Below are 16,083 nucleotides of genomic sequence, written 5' to 3' on the forward strand. Positions count from 1 at the left end.
TGAACAGTGGCGCGAATCTCCCTCGCGCCCGCGCTTGCATTTAGCACCCGGTATGTCCCAGGCTTCCCTTCAGCTCCGACCTTTCGGGTTCGGGGGGGGACCATGAACATCACCGACGTCCGGGTGTTTCCGGTCGAAGAGGACAAGCTCAAGGCGTACGTCACCATCACCTTGGACCACTGCTTCGTCATTCGCGATTTGAAGGTCATTCACGGCTCGACCGGGCTCTTCATCGCGATGCCAGCCAAGAAGCGGAAGGATGGGACGTACAAGGACATTGCCCACCCGCTCAACGCGGATACGCGGAGTCAAATGGAACGCGTCATCCTGATGGAGTACGAGCGACACCTTCATCAGGCGCAAGCCGGGATGCTCGTCGCGGCACCAGCGGACCTGGACTAACGACTTCTTTCCTTCCGTCCGCGTCCAGGTTAGTCAGCGGCCCCACCATGCAGCCGCGTGACTTCAAGGTGTTCGCCGGGAACTCGAATCCCGGCCTGGCGCATCGCATCTGCGAGTACCTCAAGCGCCCTCTGGGCAAGGCGGAGGTCGGCCGGTTCTCTGACGGGGAGATACACGTCGAGATCGGCGAGAACGTCCGCGGCCACGACGTCTTCGTCCTCCAGTCGACCTGCCCGCCGGCGAACGACCACCTGATGGAGCTGCTCATCATGTGTGACGCGCTCAAGCGGGCGAGCGCCGGCTCCATCACCGCCGTCATCCCGTACTACGGGTATGCCCGTCAGGACCGGAAGGTGGCCCCGCGCACGCCGATCACGGCGAAGCTCATCGCGGACCTGCTGGAGTCCGCGGGCGCCCAGCGCGTGGTGTCCATGGACATGCACGCGGGGCAGATCCAGGGCTTCTTCAACATCCCGTCCGACCACCTCTACGGCTCGCCGGTGTTCCTGGAGGACCTGCGCAAGCGCTTCCCGGAGTCGCAGGAGCTGGTCATCGTGTCGCCGGACGCCGGCGGCGTGGAGCGCGCCCGCGCGTACTCCAAGCGGCTGAACACGGGCCTGGCCATCATCGACAAGCGCCGCCCCCGCCCCAACGCGTCCGAGGTGATGAACCTCATCGGTGACGTGAGCGGCAAGGACGCGGTGCTGGTGGACGACATGGTGGACACGGCCGGCACGCTCGCCCAGGCCGCCGCGGCGCTGAAGGCCAAGGGCGCCCGCCGGGTGGTGGCCTACGCCGTCCACCCCATCCTGTCCGGCCCGGCCATCCAGCGCATCCAGGACTCGGTGCTGGAGGAGGTCGTCTTCACGGACACCGTGCCGCTGTCCCCCGCGGCGCAGGCCTGCACGAAGATCCGCACGCTCACCACCGAGCGCCTCTTCGGCGAGGCCATCGCCCGCATCCACCGCGCCGACTCGCTCAGCACGCTGTTCGTCTGAGCCGGCGCCCGCCTGCCCGCCGGGTGGCTTGACTCCAGGCCCTCCGGCTGGCATGTGCACGCTCTTCCAGCGGTGGCCTCCCAAGGCGCCGTCTTCGGGGCCCACCAACGGGGTGGGATGCCGAGGGCGCCAAGGCCGCCGCTGGCACCCGCAGTCCCCATCAGAGGATTCCATGTCCGTCGATACCCGCACCCTCGAGGCGAAGCCGCGTGAAGGTTCTGGCAAGGGCGTTGCCCGCCGCCTGCGCGCGCAGGGCCTGATCCCCGCCGTGGTCTACGGCAAGCACCTGGAGAAGCCGGTGCACCTGTCCGTGGACCCCAAGGCGGTCCGCCAGGCCATCAACACCCCGCACAAGTTCAACACCCTCATCAACATCAAGGTGGAGGGCGGTGACCGCCAGGTGCTCCTGAAGGACTACCAGATGGAGCCCGTCACCCGCGCCATCCTGCACGCGGACTTCCTGGACGTGCGCCCCAACGAGCAGGTCAAGGTCAACGTGCCGCTGGTGCTCACCGGCCGCGCGCAGGGCGTGGCGGACGGCGGTCTGCTCACCCAGGCCCGCCGTGAGATCGAGGTCTGGTCGCTGCCCGCCTCCATCCCCGAGCGCATCGAGGTGGACGTGACGCCGATGAAGATCACCGAGGTGCTCCACATCAACGATGTGAAGCTGCCCGAGGGCGTGTCGGTGAAGACGAACGTCAACTACACCCTGGCCGTCATCAGCGCGCCCGAGGCCGCGGAGGCGGGTCCGGCGGCGGCGGCCGCGGCGGCGGCTCCGGCCAAGGACGCGAAGGCGGCCGCGGCCCCCGCGAAGGCGGCGGCGAAGAAGTAGGCTGTCGTCACCCGCTGTCTTCCTGGAGCGGGGCTGGCCCGGTAGGGGGCTGGCCCCGTTTCTCGTTTCGGGAGCCACGTCATGAAGCTCATCGTCGGGCTGGGCAATCCGGGGCGCGAGTACGAGCGGCACCGGCACAACATCGGGTTCATGGTGGTGGAGGCGCTGCTGTCGCGCGCGCGCGCGGCGCTGAACCAGGAGAAGTTCGCCGCCAAGGTCGGCCAGGGCACCCTGGGGGGCGAGCGCGTCCTCTTCCTGGAGCCCCAGACGTTCATGAACCTGTCGGGCCGCTCCGTCGGCGAGGCGGCGCGCTTCTACAAGGTGCCGGTGGCGGACGTGCTCGTCATCCACGACGAGCTGGACCTGCCCCTGGGTCGGCTGCAGCTCAAGGCCGGCGGCGGCAGCGGCGGCCACAACGGCCTCAAGAGCATCGTCTCCAGCCTGGGCGACGAGGGCTTCATCCGCCTGCGCTTCGGCATTGGCAAGCCGGAGGGCCCCAACGCCCGCGAGCGCGTGTCCGGCTACGTCCTGTCCAACTTCGACGACGGCGAGCGCCGGGAGCTGGACGCGCTCATCGACCGGGCCATGGACATGACGGAGCTGTGGCTTCGCGAGGGGCTGTCGGTGGCCATGAACCGGTTCAACCGGAAGGCCTGAGGCGCCGGGCCCCACGGGCGGGCGGCCAGGGCCTCCGGCCGCTTGACTTGACGGGGGGGCCCCCATAGAAGGCCCGTTCCCTCATCGGGGATTGCCCGGTGGGATGTTCTTTTCCAGCTTCCCGTGTTGGTACACGGGACGTAGCGCGAAGGTGACGGGCGCGCGGTTACCCGTCCCCGGCGGTTGGGCCACCTGGCCTGCTGACCGTTTCCCCGCTCTCTGGATTCACCGGAGGGCACTCGACCCCAAGGGGAGAGAAAACAATGGCTGAGACGCAGGCCGCGACGCGGCTTCGTGAGTACGAGACCATCTTCCTGGTCAAGCCGGACCTGACGGACGACAACGTGGACAAGCTCAAGGAGCGCGTCCGCGGCATCGTTTCCCGTGAGGGTGGCAAGGTCATCCGCTTCACGGTGTGGGGCAAGAAGAAGACCCTGTTCCCCGTGGAGAAGCAGCCCCGCGCCATCTACGTGCACACCCACTTCCTGGGCGGCGCGAAGCTGGTGGCGGAAATCGAGCGCAACCTGCGCAACCTGGACGAGGTCACCCGGTACATCTCCGTGAAGCTCGCGGACGAGGTGGACCCCGAGACGCGTCCGGTGCTCGAGGACGTGAAGCTGGCCGGCGACGTGGAGGAGGCCCGTCCGGGTGCTCCCGCGGAGCGCGAGGGTGGCTTCCGCGCCGAGGGCGCCGAGGAGCAGAGCGGCGGCGACTCCGAGGAGGAGTCGACCGAGGAGGCCTGAGAGGCTTCTGGGTCAATTCGCTAGAGACCATTCCAGGATACGAGAACGCTCATGAGCAACGGAACGGATAGCAAGACGGCCTCTGCCCCCCCCGCCCGCAGCGGTGGTGGCTTCGGCGGTGGTGGTGCGCGCGGTGGTGGTGACCGGGGTGACCGCGGGGGTGATCGCGGCGACCGCGGCGGCGGGCTGGGCGGTGACGACGACAAGCGCGGTGGTGGCCGCGGCTTTGGCCGCAAGAAGGTCTGCCGCTTCTGCGCGGAGAAGAACGCGTCGGTGGACTTCAAGGACCAGGCGACGCTGAAGTACTTCGTGACCGAGCGCGGCAAGATCATCCCCCGCCGCATCTCCGGCAACTGCGCCAAGCACCAGCGCGAGGTGGCGGTGGCCATCAAGCGCGCCCGTGGCATCGCGCTCCTCCCCTACAACGCGGTGGTCGGCTAGTCCGCCGGTCCGCACAGGAGACTGAACATGAAGGTCATTCTGCGTGAGGACATCGAGAACCTGGGCAAGTCCGGGGAGCTCGTCACCGTGAAGGACGGCTACGGCCGCAACTTCCTCCTGCCCCGCAAGAAGGCGGTGCTGGCCAGCGAGCAGAACCTGCGCCAGCTTGAGCATGAGAAGGCGGTCATCGCCGCTCGGAACGCCAAGCTGAAGGGCGCGGCCGAGGAGCAGGCGAAGAAGATTGGCGCCATCAAGGTCAGCATCAAGCGCCGCGTGGGCGAGCAGGACAAGCTGTTCGGCTCCGTCACGGCGCTGGACATCGCGGAGGCGGTCGCCGCCGAGGGTCAGAGCATCGACCGCCGCCACATCCACCTGCCCGAGCCCATCAAGGCCCTGGGCAACTACGAGGTGGAGCTGCGCCTGCACCGCGAAGTCGTCGCGAAGATCAAGCTCGAGGTCCTGCCGGAGTAATCCCCCGCGCGGGCTTCACTGAAGTGAGAGAGGGCCGTCCGGGGCAACCCGGGCGGCCTTTTCCTTTGCGCCCCGCTCAGCGCGCGCCGCCACACCGGGCGTGAAGCGCCCCCACGCCCCGAGACGGGGACGGGCGTCATCGCTACAGGCCTGTGGCAGCAAAATTGGGTTGTGTCAGCCCTGCCTGTAGAGTGGGCGAGCCGCCATGGAGAATGTCCACGAGTTCAGAGAGAGTCGGAAGGTCCACGAGGACCTCGCCGCGGAGCGCGCCGTGCTGGGCGCCGTGCTGGCGGACAACACGCTGATCGCCGCGGTGGGCGAGGTCGTCCACCCCGAGGACTTCTCCAGCCCCGCGCACGCCCAGATTTTCGAGGCGATGCTGAAGCTCGACGGCCAGTCGAGGCAGGTGGACCACCTGACGCTGGCCGAGGAGCTGAAGGTGTTGGGCCACCTGGTGTCGGTGGGCGGTCCGGCCTACCTGATGCGCCTGGATCAGGTCGTGCCCATCGCGACCAACGCGGTCCAGTACGCGAAGATCGTCAAGGACCAGGCCATCCGTCGCCGCCTGGCCCAGGCGGGCAAGGAGATTCAGGACCTCGCCAGCCAGGAGACGGGCGAGCTGGAGGTGCTGCTCGACGAGGCCGAGCGCAAGGTGTTCCTCCTCGCGGAGAAGAAGCGCGAGGGTGACCTGCGGCCGGTCAGCGAGCTGATGGAGCACACGCTCGACCTGCTCGACAAGATGAAGGCCGCGGCCACGGGCATCACGGGCCTGTCCACCGGCTACATCGACCTGGACAACCAGCTCACCGGCCTGCACGCCGGCGAGCTCATCATCCTCGCGGCGCGTCCTGGCATCGGCAAGACGTCCTTCGCGATGAACATCGCGGTGCACGCGGCGCTGAAGGAGAACAAGGCCGTCGGCATCTTCAGCCTCGAAATGCCCGCCGACCAGCTGCTGATGCGTCTGCTGGCCTCCACCGCGCGCGTGGACATGAAGAAGCTGCGCGGCGGCCGGCTGACGCCGCACGACGAGGAGAAGTTCCAGGAGATGGCGGGCGCGCTCTACAACGCACCCATCTACATCGACGACTCGGGCGGCCTGTCCCCGTTCGACCTGCGCGCCAAGGCCCGCCGCGTGAAGCAGCGCGACCCGCGCCTGTCGCTCATCGTCATCGACTACCTCCAGCTCATGCACCAGAAGGGCAAGGTGGAGAGCCGCCAGCTCGAGGTCGCCGAAATCTCCCGCGCCTTGAAGCAGCTCGCCAAGGAGCTGGAGGTGCCCATCATCGCGCTCAGTCAGCTCAGCCGTAAGGTGGAGGACCGCAAGGACGGCAAGCCCCTGCTGTCGGACCTGCGTGAGTCCGGCTCCATCGAGCAGGACGCCGACGTGGTGATGTTCATCCACCGCGAGACGTCCGACGAGGGCCCCGACGGGCAGCCGGCGCAGCAGTCGAACACCGTCATCCCCGTGGAGCTCATCGTCGCCAAGCAGCGCAATGGCCCCATCGGCTCCATCGACCTGGTGTTCCTGGCCGAGTACACCCGCTTCGAGAGCCGGTCGCGGACGGAGTAGCGGCGCTCGCGCCAACGCGCGCGGCGCGCACCACCAGCGCGGGCAGCCTGGCGCCGCCCTACTCCGTGCCGGTCCGCAGGTAGCGCACCACCAGCGCGCGGGCCGAGCGCACCGCTGCCTCCAGCGCGCGACCCCGCCCCAGCTCCGTGGCCAGCGCGGACGCCAGCCGGCACCCGGTGCCCCGGCGTCCAGGCGCGCGCGCCAGCCGCCGCCCCTGCAGCACCCGCACGCGCTCCGGCGTGGCCAGCACGTCCGCCAGCCCCTGCGCGTCCGGCAGGTGCCCGCCCTTCACCAGCACCGCGCCAAAGCCGTGCCGCGCCAGGGCCTCGGCGGCCTCGGCGGCCTCGGCCACCGTGCGCGCAACGGGCCGCCCCAGCAGCCAGCCTGCTTCATCCAGGTTCGGCGTGAGCACCACGCGAGGCCCGGCCAGGGACAGGTAGGCCCGCGCGGACAGGCGCGTCAGCGGCTCGCCCCGCGAGGTGCGCACCACCGGGTCCACCACCCACCACGCGCCCGTCCCCTCCAGCGCGTTCCGCGCGGCCACGAGCTGCGCGCGGGCGGGCACCATGCCGCACTTCACCGCGTGCACCGGCCCCAGCTCGCGCGCGGCGGCCACCTGCGCGGACAACACCCGCGGCGGCGAGGCCGTCCAGGTGAAGGTGCGCACCCCCTGCGCCGTCTGCGCGGTGGGCACCGCCACCGGCTGCCCTCGCAAAGCGCGCACCGCCGCGACGTCCGCCAGGAGCCCCGCCCGTCCCGTGGGCTCCAGCCCCGCCAGCAGGAGGACGCGAGCGCTCACCGGCGGTGCTCGCGCGCCTTCTGCACGAACGCCTTGTAGAGCCCCACGTGCACCGGGATGCTCGTGGCCATGTACTCGGGGTGCCACTGCACGCCCACGGCGAAGGCGTGCACGGTGGACTCGATGGCCTCCACCACGCCATCCGGCGCCACCGCGGTAATCGTCACGTCCTTGCCCACGCCGCGCACCGACTGGTGGTGGGTGGAGTTGACCATCAACTGGCCGTGCCCCACCGCCTCCGCCAGCAGCGTGCCGCTCTTCACGTCCACCGGGTGCTGCGGGTGGGTGCGGTCCTGCTTCTGCTCGTGCTCGCGGGCGCCCTCCACCTCGCGGCCGATGTCCTGGTACAGCGTGCCGCCCAGGATGACGTTGAGGAGCTGCATGCCGCCGCAGATGCCCAGCACCGGGAGGTTGCGCTTGAGCGCGCCGCGCATGAGCGCCGCCTCGAAGGCGGTGCGGCCCTCCTTCAGCGCCCCCAGGCCTTCGCGCGCCTCCTCGCCGTACGCAGACGGAGGAATGTCGAACGCGCCCCCCGTGACGAGCACCCCGGACACGCGGTCCAGATAGGACTCCACGCAGGCCGACTCCTCCGAATACGGCAGCACGAATGGCAGCCCGCCGGCGCGAAGGACGGCGTCCGCGTACGGCACCTTCAGCTCGTAGCGGGCAAAGGGCTGGTCTCCAGCCGGACTCCAATCCGGGGTGATGCCGATGTTGGGGCGGCGCGGCGCCGACCCGTGGTGACGTGGATGGTTGTTCATGGAGGCTCCTGGCTTCGAGGCTATGCCCCGGAGCGCCCCTGTTCAAACGCGGTGGCGAGCTGTCTCACACGCTCGGTGATATCCGCGGCGAGCAGCGCGTCAGACACCACCGCCGCGCACCGCGCCCCGGCCGCCGCGACGCTCGCGATGTTCCCCAGCCCCACCCCACCAATCCCCACCACCGGCAGCGGGCTTTCACGCACCACCGCCGCGAAGGCCTCCAGGCCCAGCACCGGCGCGGGCACCTGCTTCGTCGCCGTGGGGAAGACGGGCCCCAGGCCCACGTAGTCCGCCCCCGCCGCCCGCGCCGCCCGCGCGCCCGCCCCGTCCCGCACCGTGACGCCCAGCAGACGGCCAGGCCCCAGCAGCGCGCGCGCGTCCTCGGCGGGCAGGTCCTCGTCGCCCACGTGCACCCCGTGCGCGTCCGCCAGCAGCGCCAGGTCCACCCGGTCATTCACCAGGCACAGCGCGCCCTCCTGGCGGCACAGCGCCACCACCTGCCGCGCGGCGGCCAGCGCCTCGCGGACCGGGGTGCGTTTCATGCGCAGTTGAACCACCCGCGCCCCACCGGCCACCAGGCGAGCCGCCTTGTCCACCAGTGAAAGCTCCGGGCGGATGGAGTCGTCGCACAGCAGGTAGGGACCGCGGGGAAGGTGCGGGCGGGATGGTGCGTTCATCGGCTCTGGAAGGCGGGACGGCGGCGTTGACAGATGGCCACCCTGCTATAAGGTGCCGCGCTGTTTTCCAAGCAATTCTGAGGATTTGAACCATGGCGGATTCGGCGGACCCGAAGTACCTCGATAAGCGCACCGTGGAGCGGTACGTGCGCTCTGGCCAGCTCGACGAGTCGGCGTACGAGCGCCACCTCCAGGGGCTGCCCGACGTGGCGGAGAAGGCCGTGCCGATCGAGACGCTGATGCTCGATGACGCCGACGATTTCGACGACGAGGACGACGACTTCGACGACGAGGACGAGGACACGTCCGACGACGAGGCCACGCTGGCCGCCGCGAACGCGGATGACAGCGACGACGCCGACGACAGCGACGACGACGCGGATGACAGCGACGACGCCGACGACAGCGACGCCGCCACGGCCGGCAGCGACGCCGCCGCGGACGACAGCGCCAGCGACAAGCCCGCCAGCGACGACGAAGGGCCGGCCTCCGCATGAGCTCCGCGGACGAGAAGCGCGGCGAGACCTTCGTGATGCGGGGGGAAGCGCGCTCCGCGTCCGAGGAGTCGATTTCCTTCAGCACCTTCATCGTGGGGCTGGGCACCGCGGTGCTCATCCACCTGGGCGGTGCGCCCAATCCGGAGACGGGTCAGACGACGAAGGACCTGCCGCTGGCCCGGCAGAACCTGGACCTCTTGTCCATGCTGCGCGTGAAGACGCGGGGCAACCTCACGGAGGAGGAGGAGAAGCTCTTTGACGGGCTGCTCGCCGACCTCCGCCTGCGCTTCGTGGAGGCGACCAAGCGGTGAAGCGTCCCGGAAGGAAGGGCCTGCCTGGCGGCATCCGCTTCGCCGCCATCGTGGGCCTGGTGTTCTCCATGCTCACGGGCTGGTCGTCGCTGCTCGAGGCCGTGGAGATGGCGAACTTCTACGAGGCGCGCTCGCTCCGGATGGAGCAGGAGCTGCCTCGCCTCCCCGGCGCCCCGCCGCTCGACGCGAAGGTCTTCGAGGTCTACTACGCCGCGCTGGAGCCCATGCGGGAGCCCCGCGCGGTGCTGCTGGGCCTGCTGGCCGTGGCCTGCGCCTTCGTCAGCGTGTCCGCGGCGCGCCTGCTGAGCCCGGAGAAGCTGCCTCGCGACGCCATGCGCCGGGTCCTGGGCCGCGCGGCCATCATCGCCGCGGTGCTGCGCACCATCGACGGCGCGCAGATGGCGGTGGCCAAGCAGCGCCTGTTCGCCGCGCTGGCCGAGCCGGTGAGCAAGATGCCCGAGTGGCCGCCGGACGTCACCGTCGAGGCCTCGCGTGAAATCCTCGGCGCCATGGGCGCGGGCAGCGCCATCTTCGGCACCGCCGTGGTGGCGGGCACCTTCGTGCTCCTGGGGCAGTACTTCCGCAGCCAGCGCGTCCGCGACGCCGTGGCCGTGCAGGACGGCCCCCAGGAGCAGTAGCCCTCAGAGGGCGTCGGACTCCGGGAGCGCCGCCTGGCAGGTCGGCAGCAGCGCTTCCAGGATGGCGGCGCCCTCCGCGTCCCGGTCCTCCAGCGCCAGCTCGTGGCCAGGCGCCACGCGCGGCAGCCGCAGCAGCGCCTTGCGCGTCAGGCCGAACACGTAGGCCAGGTGGCCCATGGGCCAGCGCTCCTGCATGTACTTGAAGGCCGCGTCGTCCATCTCGTCCAGCGGCACCGGGAGCTCCACGTCCTCGTAGACGACGCGCTCACCGCCCACGCGCCGGCCGTTGCCGTACGCGATGACCTGCTCGCCTTCGTCTGGATCATAGACGTAGGCCTGGACCGTGACGTTCGCCGCCCGGGAGAGCAGCCGGGGGAGCGCATGGTGGGCCGCGTACCAGTGCGCCCCCTGCCGTCCCACCGTGAAGGGCCCCACGTACGCCAGGCGGACCACCTTGCGGCGCCGGTTGACGGACACCTGCAGCCCCGTCGCGCCCATCGCGCCGTCCAGCGCCAGCGCTTCACGCGCCAGCCGGAGCAGCTCCAGGCCGCTGAAGCTCTCGAGTCGTAGGAGATATCCGCCGTGTGCTTGCAGTGTCTGCCCCCCAGGGGATTGGGCGCCGCCTATACCCGGCATCATACCCGCTGGCAACTCCGGCACCGTGAAAAGCCAGCGGTTACCAGGACCCCAAACAATTTCAGGCCGAGCGAAAACGTCGCGCCACGCGCGTTGCTTGCCAAGGGGTGTCCGGCTCTTACGTTGGAGACATGCGACTCGACAAGTACACAGTGAAGGCGCAGGAGGCGATCCACGAGGGTCAGACCCTGGCCCGTCGGGCGGACAACCCCCAGTACGAGCCCGAGCACCTGGCCGCGGCGTTGCTCGGCCAGAAGGACGGCATCGTCGACCCCCTGCTCCGGAAGATTGGGGCGGACGTGAAGCTGTTCGCCGCGCGGCTCGGCGAAGCGCTGCAGAAGCTGCCCCGCATGCAGGGCGGCGAGAGCGCGATGCTCGGCCAGCGGCTGCTCAAGACTTTCGACAAGGCCGAGGACGAGGCCAAGTCCCTCAAGGACGAGTTCATCTCCTCGGAGCACCTGCTGCTCGCGCTCACCCATGACAAGGGCGCGGTGGGCGAGGTGATGAAGTCCTCGGGCGTCACGCGGGAGCGCGTGCTGTCCGGCCTCAAGGAGGTCCGCGGCTCCGGGCGCGTGACGAGCCAGGACGCCGAGGCCACCTACCAGGCGCTGGAGAAGTACGGCCGCGACCTCACGGAGGCGGCGCGCTCCGGCAAGCTGGACCCCGTCATCGGCCGTGACGAGGAGATTCGCCGCTGCGTCCAGGTGCTGAGCCGGCGCACCAAGAACAACCCGGTGCTCATCGGCGAGCCTGGCGTGGGCAAGACGGCCATCGCGGAGGGGCTGGCGCGGCGCATCGTGGACGGCGACGTGCCGGAGGGCCTGAAGAACAAGCGCCTGGTGTCCCTGGACCTGGGCGCCATGGTGGCCGGCGCGAAGTACCGCGGCGAGTTCGAGGAGCGCCTCAAGGCCGTGCTCAAGGAGATCGCCGACGCGGCCGGCGAGGTCATCCTCTTCATCGACGAGCTCCACACGCTGGTGGGCGCGGGCAAGGCCGAAGGGGCCATGGACGCGGGCAACATGCTCAAGCCGGCGCTGGCGCGCGGCGAGCTGCACTGCATCGGCGCGACGACGCTGGACGAGTACCGCAAGCACATCGAGAAGGACGCCGCGCTGGAGCGCCGCTTCCAGCCCGTCCTGGTGGGCGAGCCCAGCGTGCACGACACCATCAGCATCCTGCGCGGCCTGAAGGAGCGCTACGAGGTGCACCACGGCGTGCGCATCCAGGACAACGCCCTCGTGGCCGCCGCCACGCTGAGCCACCGCTACATCGCGGACCGCTTCCTGCCGGACAAGGCCATCGACCTGGTCGACGAGGCCTCCAGCCGCCTGCGCATCGAAATCGACTCCATGCCCACGGAGCTGGACGACGTGCGCCGGAAGGTGACGCAGCTCCAGATTGAGAAGGAGGGCCTGCGCAAGGAGACGGACCCGCACTCGCAGGAGCGCCTGGGCCAGATTGAGAAGGAGCTGGCCAACCTGAGCGAGAAGTTCAACGCGCTCAAGGTGCACTGGGACGCGGAGAAGGCGGCCATTGGCGCCATCCGGAGCCTGAAGGAGAAGCAGGAGAAGGCGAAGAACGACCAGGCGGCGGCCGAGCGTCAGGGCGACCTGAACCGCGCCGCGGAGCTGAAGTTCGGCGTCATCCCCTCGCTCGACAAGGAGCTGAAGGCGCAGAACGAGAAGCTGGCCGAGCTGCAGAAGAACCAGAAGTTCCTCAAGGAGGAGGTGGACGCGGAGGACATCGCCGAGGTGGTGGCCAAGTGGACGGGCATCCCCGTCTCGCGGCTCATGGAGGGCGAGGTCCAGAAGCTGGTCCACATGGAGGACCGGCTGGCGCAGCGGGTGATTGGCCAGCGGAGCGCCATCGAGGCGGTGTCCAACGCCGTGCGCCGCGCGCGCAGCGGGCTGCAGGACCCCAACCGCCCCATCGGCTCGTTCATCTTCCTGGGCCCCACGGGCGTGGGCAAGACGGAGACGGCCAAGGCGCTGGCGGAGTTCCTCTTCGATGACGACTCGGCCATGGTCCGCATCGACATGTCCGAGTACATGGAGAAGCACTCCGTGGCCCGGCTGGTGGGCGCGCCCCCGGGGTACGTCGGCTACGAGGAGGGCGGCCAGCTCACGGAGGCCGTGCGCCGGCGGCCGTACACGGTGGTCCTCTTCGACGAAATCGAGAAGGCGCACCACGACGTCTTCAACGTGCTGCTCCAGATTCTCGACGAGGGCCGGCTCACGGACAGCCAGGGCCGCACGGTGGACTTCAAGAACACGGTGCTCATCCTGACGTCCAACCTCGGCTCGCAGGACATCCAGGCCGGCATGGCGGGCAAGGACGAGCTGGACGAGCGCACGCGCAACGAGGTGATGGACGCGCTGCGCGGGCACTTCCGCCCGGAGTTCCTCAACCGCGTGGACGAAATCGTCATCTTCGAGCCGCTGCGGAAGAAGGACATCTACCGCATCGTGGACCTGCAGCTCGCGCGGCTGTCCAAGCTGCTGGCCGACAAGCGGCTCACGCTGGAGCTGACGGACAAGGCGCGCGAGCTGCTGGCCGAGCGCGGCTACGACCCGACGTACGGCGCGCGGCCGCTGAAGCGCGCGGTGCAGAAGAACCTGTTGGACCCGCTGGCCCTCAAGGTGCTGGGGGGCGAGTTCCTCCCGGGCGACCACATCCAGGCGGACGTGGGCCCCGACGGGCTCACCTTCGCCAAGGTGCTGGTGGACACCTCGAAGAACGTGAAGCGCTCGGCCTGAGGCCTGGCGCCCACGACGGAGGCCCGGCCCGGCGTCATGGCTTGACGCCGGGCCTCGCTCCGCGAGAAGAGCCCCGCCCATGAAGCCCTGGGAGACGCTGGAGCGCGCAGAGGTCCCGGACGTCGGTGAAATCACCCTGGTCCGCCGCGGGGACGAGTACGTCTTCCGCGTGCGGGGCCAGACGCTGATGTCCAGCCGGCAGCACTGCTCCGAGGACGCGCTGGCGGAGGCCGGCTGCGCGGGCCTCGAGGCGCGGAGCGGCGTCCGGGTGCTCGTGGGCGGGCTGGGCTTTGGCTACACCACCCGCGCGGTGCTGGACCGGCTGGGGCCAGATGCCCGCGTCACCGTGGCGGAGCTGCTCCCGGTGGTGGTGACGTGGAACCGGGGGGTGCTCGCGCCGCTGGCGGGGGCGCCGCTGGAGGATGCGCGCGTCACCGTGGTGGAGGCCGACGTGGGCAGGCACATGGCCCGCGTGGCGGGGACCTACGACGCCATCCTGCTGGACGTGGACAACGGCCCCACCGCCCTCACCCACCCCGACAACCACGGCCTCTATGGGCGCGTGGGGCTGGCACACGCCGTCCAGGCGCTGCGGCCAGGAGGCGTACTGGGCGTGTGGAGCGCCGGGCCCTCCCCCGCCTTCGAGCGCCGCATGGAGCAGGCGGGCTTCACCGTCCAGGTGCTGCACCCGGCGGCCCACGGCACCAAGGGGACGCGCCACACCCTGTTCATGGGCAAGCGGAGGCCCCAGGGGCGGCGTTAGTAGGGGCCCCATGATTCCTTTTTCCGTCCTCGACCTCTCCCCCGTCACCCAGGGCTCCACCGCGGCCGACGCGCTCCGGAACACGCTGGACCTGGCGCGGCGCGCGGAGGACTGGGGCTACAAGCGCTTCTGGCTGGCCGAGCACCACAACATGACGGGCATCGCCAGCGCGGCGACGTCCGTCGTCATCGGCTACGTGGCCGGCGGCACCCAGCGCATCCGCGTGGGCTCCGGCGGCGTGATGCTGCCCAACCACGCGCCGCTGGTCATCGCGGAGCAGTTCGGCACGCTGGAGACGCTCTACCCGGGGCGCATCGACCTGGGGCTCGGCCGGGCGCCGGGCACGGACATGCTGACGGCGCGCGCCCTGCGGCGAGACCTGGCCGCGAGCGCGGAGACCTTTCCCCAGGACGTGGTGGAGCTGAAGTCCTACTTCGAGCCCACCGAGCCGGGGCAGCTCATCCAGGCGGTGCCGGGCGCGGGGCTGCGGGTGCCCATCTGGCTGCTCGGCTCCAGCCTGTTCAGCGCGCAGCTCGCGGCGATGCTGGGCATGCCGTTCGCCTTCGCGTCCCACTTCGCGCCGGATGCCCTGCTTCCGGCGCTGGACATCTACCGGGAGCGGTTCAAGCCGTCCGAGTCGCTCGACAAGCCCTACGCCATGGCGTGCGTGAATGTCTTCGCGGCGGACACGGACCGGGAGGCGCGGCGGCTCTTCACCTCCGTGCAGCAGCAGTTCGTCCGCCTGCGCCGGGGCACGCCGGGGCAGCTCCCGCCGCCGGTCGACGACATCGACTCGGTGGCCTCGCCCCTGGACCGCGCGAGCGCCGACCACGCGCTGAAGTACTCCATCATCGGCGCGCCCGACACCGTTCAGCAGGGGCTCGCGGACTTCATCCGGCTGACGCGGGTGGACGAGCTCATGGTGACGGGCATGGTCTACGACTTCGACGCGCGGCTGCGCTCCTTCGAGCTGACCGCGCAGGCCCACGCGCGGCTCGCCGCGGAGCCGTGAGCGCACCGCTCGGACGTGTAGCGCCGATGGGCACAGCCAGCCCCCGCCTGTAACGAGCGGCGCCACACCCCGGCGCGCACCGCCTCGCCGCTCCAGAGGGAACGCACGCCGCGGCCTGAGTGGCGTGAACGGTGCACTGCGGCCTGGGTGCAACACCCCACCCCAACTGCACCGAGGTTGACACCATGGAGATGAAGATGGCGAGCCGTCTGCTGGCGGTCGCGATGCTGAGCGTCGCGGCGGGCTGTCAGGGAGATGAGGCGCAGGACTCCGCGAACATGGCCGTCGCCGAGGCGGACGCGAAGAGCGGCTGCGTGACGCGCTTCGACGGCGTCACCCACTGCCCCACGGGCGCGGCGGAGCTGAAGTCCACGGAGGCCGGCATCAGCGTCTCCGGGCTGCGGGACGCGAAGTCGGACGGCGTGGCCAGCCGCTTCCAGCGCGCGGCGTCGTGGTCCCAGACGACGGGCATCCACTTCGGCGACAACCGCGGGAGCCTGAACCTGGCCGCGCGCTCCGGCGACCAGGTGGTCAGCACCCTGCAGGTCAGCGCGGGCCGCGAGCCGGGCTCGGTGCAGGTGACGCCGAACTTCACGGGCGCGCCGGGCGGCTCGAGCTACCGGATGAACGTCTACCGCGACGGCCAGTTGCAGGGCTCGACGACGAACCCCGCCGCGCAGATGATCATCTTCTACAACTGGTGGGACTTCATCCGGTACCTCGTCGCGCACGCGGACTTCTTCCAGATTGACATCATCATCTGGAAGAACGGCGTGGCCCAGATGGCGGAGCCGTCCAACGTGGGCGCCTGCGGGTGGCGGCTGCGCGCGGACGACCGCGACTTCACCGTCCAGCTCGCGGACGGCACCACCGTCAGCGGTGACGAGGTGGAGTTCATCGAGGAGATCGAGAGCGGCCACTACCCGTACAACCTCTTCACGGGGATTGACGTGAACGCCTCCGCCAAGGAGTTCACCATCCTCGGCGAGACGATTGTCGCGGGCAGCAAGTAGGCTGCGTTGCCCGCGCCACGCGCGGGCAATGTCCCCGGGCAGGGCCATGGTCCTGCCCGGGGCCTTCCATGTGGTCTGTTCCAACCCGGGTCTTCTGGAGTCT

The 16,083-nt window shown here is 70.1% G+C and carries 19 protein-coding genes; 15 read left to right on the plus strand and 4 right to left on the minus strand.

Annotation, left to right across the window (positions count from 1 at the left end):
• The first annotated feature begins 102 nt into the window (after positions 1 to 102).
• The 8 genes from spoVG to dnaB all read left to right on the plus strand — a co-directional run bounded on the left by spoVG (position 103) and on the right by dnaB (position 6,117).
• Positions 103 to 402, plus strand: a complete 300-nt coding sequence (gene spoVG / locus MYMAC_RS24980) for a septation regulator SpoVG (RefSeq protein WP_002634160.1) — start codon at positions 103 to 105, stop codon at positions 400 to 402.
• A gap of 47 nt (positions 403 to 449) precedes the next feature.
• Complete coding sequence (locus MYMAC_RS24985; protein ID WP_095959905.1) at positions 450 to 1,400, plus strand: ribose-phosphate pyrophosphokinase; 951 nt, start codon at positions 450 to 452, stop codon at positions 1,398 to 1,400.
• A gap of 172 nt (positions 1,401 to 1,572) precedes the next feature.
• Positions 1,573 to 2,232, plus strand: coding sequence for a 50S ribosomal protein L25/general stress protein Ctc (locus MYMAC_RS24990; RefSeq protein WP_095959906.1), 660 nt, complete (start codon positions 1,573 to 1,575; stop codon positions 2,230 to 2,232).
• An 81-nt stretch (positions 2,233 to 2,313) separates the two neighbouring features.
• Positions 2,314 to 2,889 (plus strand): aminoacyl-tRNA hydrolase, encoded by a 576-nt coding sequence (gene pth / locus MYMAC_RS24995; RefSeq protein ID WP_095959907.1) that lies wholly within the window; start codon positions 2,314 to 2,316, stop codon positions 2,887 to 2,889.
• Between the two features lie 263 nt (positions 2,890 to 3,152).
• On the plus strand, positions 3,153 to 3,632 hold the full coding sequence (rpsF, locus tag MYMAC_RS25000) for a 30S ribosomal protein S6 (protein ID WP_095959908.1): 480 nt from the start codon (positions 3,153 to 3,155) through the stop codon (positions 3,630 to 3,632).
• A gap of 51 nt (positions 3,633 to 3,683) precedes the next feature.
• Complete coding sequence (rpsR, locus tag MYMAC_RS25005) at positions 3,684 to 4,073, plus strand: 30S ribosomal protein S18 (protein ID WP_013941633.1); 390 nt, start codon at positions 3,684 to 3,686, stop codon at positions 4,071 to 4,073.
• Between the two features lie 27 nt (positions 4,074 to 4,100).
• On the plus strand, positions 4,101 to 4,544 hold the full coding sequence (gene rplI, locus MYMAC_RS25010) for a 50S ribosomal protein L9 (protein ID WP_095959909.1): 444 nt from the start codon (positions 4,101 to 4,103) through the stop codon (positions 4,542 to 4,544).
• Positions 4,545 to 4,749: 205 nt separating this feature from the next.
• Positions 4,750 to 6,117: a replicative DNA helicase gene (gene dnaB / locus MYMAC_RS25015; protein ID WP_013941635.1), complete on the plus strand. Its 1,368-nt coding sequence runs from the start codon at positions 4,750 to 4,752 to the stop codon at positions 6,115 to 6,117.
• 58 nt (positions 6,118 to 6,175) lie between these two features.
• Here the strand turns inward: dnaB and thiD are convergent, their stop codons facing one another.
• From thiD to thiE, 3 genes are read right to left on the minus strand one after another with little or no spacing between them, the layout of a single operon-like run.
• The gene (gene thiD / locus MYMAC_RS25020) at positions 6,176 to 6,916 is read right to left on the minus strand and encodes a bifunctional hydroxymethylpyrimidine kinase/phosphomethylpyrimidine kinase (protein WP_095959910.1); all 741 of its coding nucleotides are present in this window, start codon (positions 6,914 to 6,916) and stop codon (positions 6,176 to 6,178) included.
• Entirely contained in the window at positions 6,913 to 7,677 is a 765-nt protein-coding gene (locus MYMAC_RS25025) for a gamma-glutamyl-gamma-aminobutyrate hydrolase family protein (RefSeq protein WP_095959911.1), read from the minus strand. The genes thiD and MYMAC_RS25025 overlap by 4 nt, the downstream gene beginning before the upstream one ends.
• A gap of 20 nt (positions 7,678 to 7,697) precedes the next feature.
• Entirely contained in the window at positions 7,698 to 8,354 is a 657-nt protein-coding gene (gene thiE, locus MYMAC_RS25030) for a thiamine phosphate synthase (protein WP_095959912.1), read from the minus strand.
• A gap of 92 nt (positions 8,355 to 8,446) precedes the next feature.
• Between thiE and MYMAC_RS25035 the strand changes: the two genes are divergently transcribed.
• Genes MYMAC_RS25035 through MYMAC_RS25045 form a run of 3 tightly spaced genes read left to right on the plus strand, consistent with a single transcriptional unit; the run spans position 8,447 to position 9,800 of the window.
• Positions 8,447 to 8,851, plus strand: a complete 405-nt coding sequence (locus MYMAC_RS25035) for an RNA polymerase subunit sigma (RefSeq protein ID WP_095959913.1) — start codon at positions 8,447 to 8,449, stop codon at positions 8,849 to 8,851.
• Positions 8,848 to 9,162, plus strand: coding sequence for a DUF1844 domain-containing protein (locus MYMAC_RS25040; RefSeq protein ID WP_095959914.1), 315 nt, complete (start codon positions 8,848 to 8,850; stop codon positions 9,160 to 9,162). The genes MYMAC_RS25035 and MYMAC_RS25040 overlap by 4 nt, the downstream gene beginning before the upstream one ends.
• Positions 9,159 to 9,800, plus strand: coding sequence for a hypothetical protein (locus MYMAC_RS25045; RefSeq protein ID WP_095959915.1), 642 nt, complete (start codon positions 9,159 to 9,161; stop codon positions 9,798 to 9,800). Before MYMAC_RS25040 ends, MYMAC_RS25045 begins: the two co-directional genes overlap by 4 nt.
• A 3-nt stretch (positions 9,801 to 9,803) precedes the next feature.
• Here the strand turns inward: MYMAC_RS25045 and MYMAC_RS25050 are convergent, their stop codons facing one another.
• On the minus strand, positions 9,804 to 10,439 hold the full coding sequence (locus MYMAC_RS25050; protein WP_043711883.1) for a hypothetical protein: 636 nt from the start codon (positions 10,437 to 10,439) through the stop codon (positions 9,804 to 9,806).
• Between the two features lie 128 nt (positions 10,440 to 10,567).
• On the opposite strand from MYMAC_RS25050, the gene clpB reads away from it, so the two are divergent.
• The 4 genes from clpB (at position 10,568) to MYMAC_RS25070 (ending at position 15,980) form a co-directional block, all read left to right on the plus strand.
• Positions 10,568 to 13,192 carry an ATP-dependent chaperone ClpB gene (clpB, locus tag MYMAC_RS25055; RefSeq protein WP_095959916.1) on the plus strand — a complete coding sequence of 875 codons (2,625 nt, stop codon included), beginning with the start codon at positions 10,568 to 10,570 and terminating at the stop codon, positions 13,190 to 13,192.
• 79 nt (positions 13,193 to 13,271) lie between these two features.
• Positions 13,272 to 13,955, plus strand: a complete 684-nt coding sequence (locus MYMAC_RS25060) for a spermidine synthase family protein (RefSeq protein ID WP_095959917.1) — start codon at positions 13,272 to 13,274, stop codon at positions 13,953 to 13,955.
• Positions 13,956 to 13,965: 10 nt separating this feature from the next.
• Entirely contained in the window at positions 13,966 to 14,967 is a 1,002-nt protein-coding gene (locus tag MYMAC_RS25065; protein ID WP_013941645.1) for an LLM class flavin-dependent oxidoreductase, read from the plus strand.
• 197 nt (positions 14,968 to 15,164) lie between these two features.
• Positions 15,165 to 15,980, plus strand: coding sequence for a hypothetical protein (locus MYMAC_RS25070; protein ID WP_239989001.1), 816 nt, complete (start codon positions 15,165 to 15,167; stop codon positions 15,978 to 15,980).
• Positions 15,981 to 16,083 lie beyond the last annotated feature (103 nt).

This window comes from Corallococcus macrosporus DSM 14697, from assembly GCF_002305895.1.
In the GTDB taxonomy this organism is placed as follows: Bacteria; Myxococcota; Myxococcia; order Myxococcales; family Myxococcaceae; genus Myxococcus; species Myxococcus macrosporus.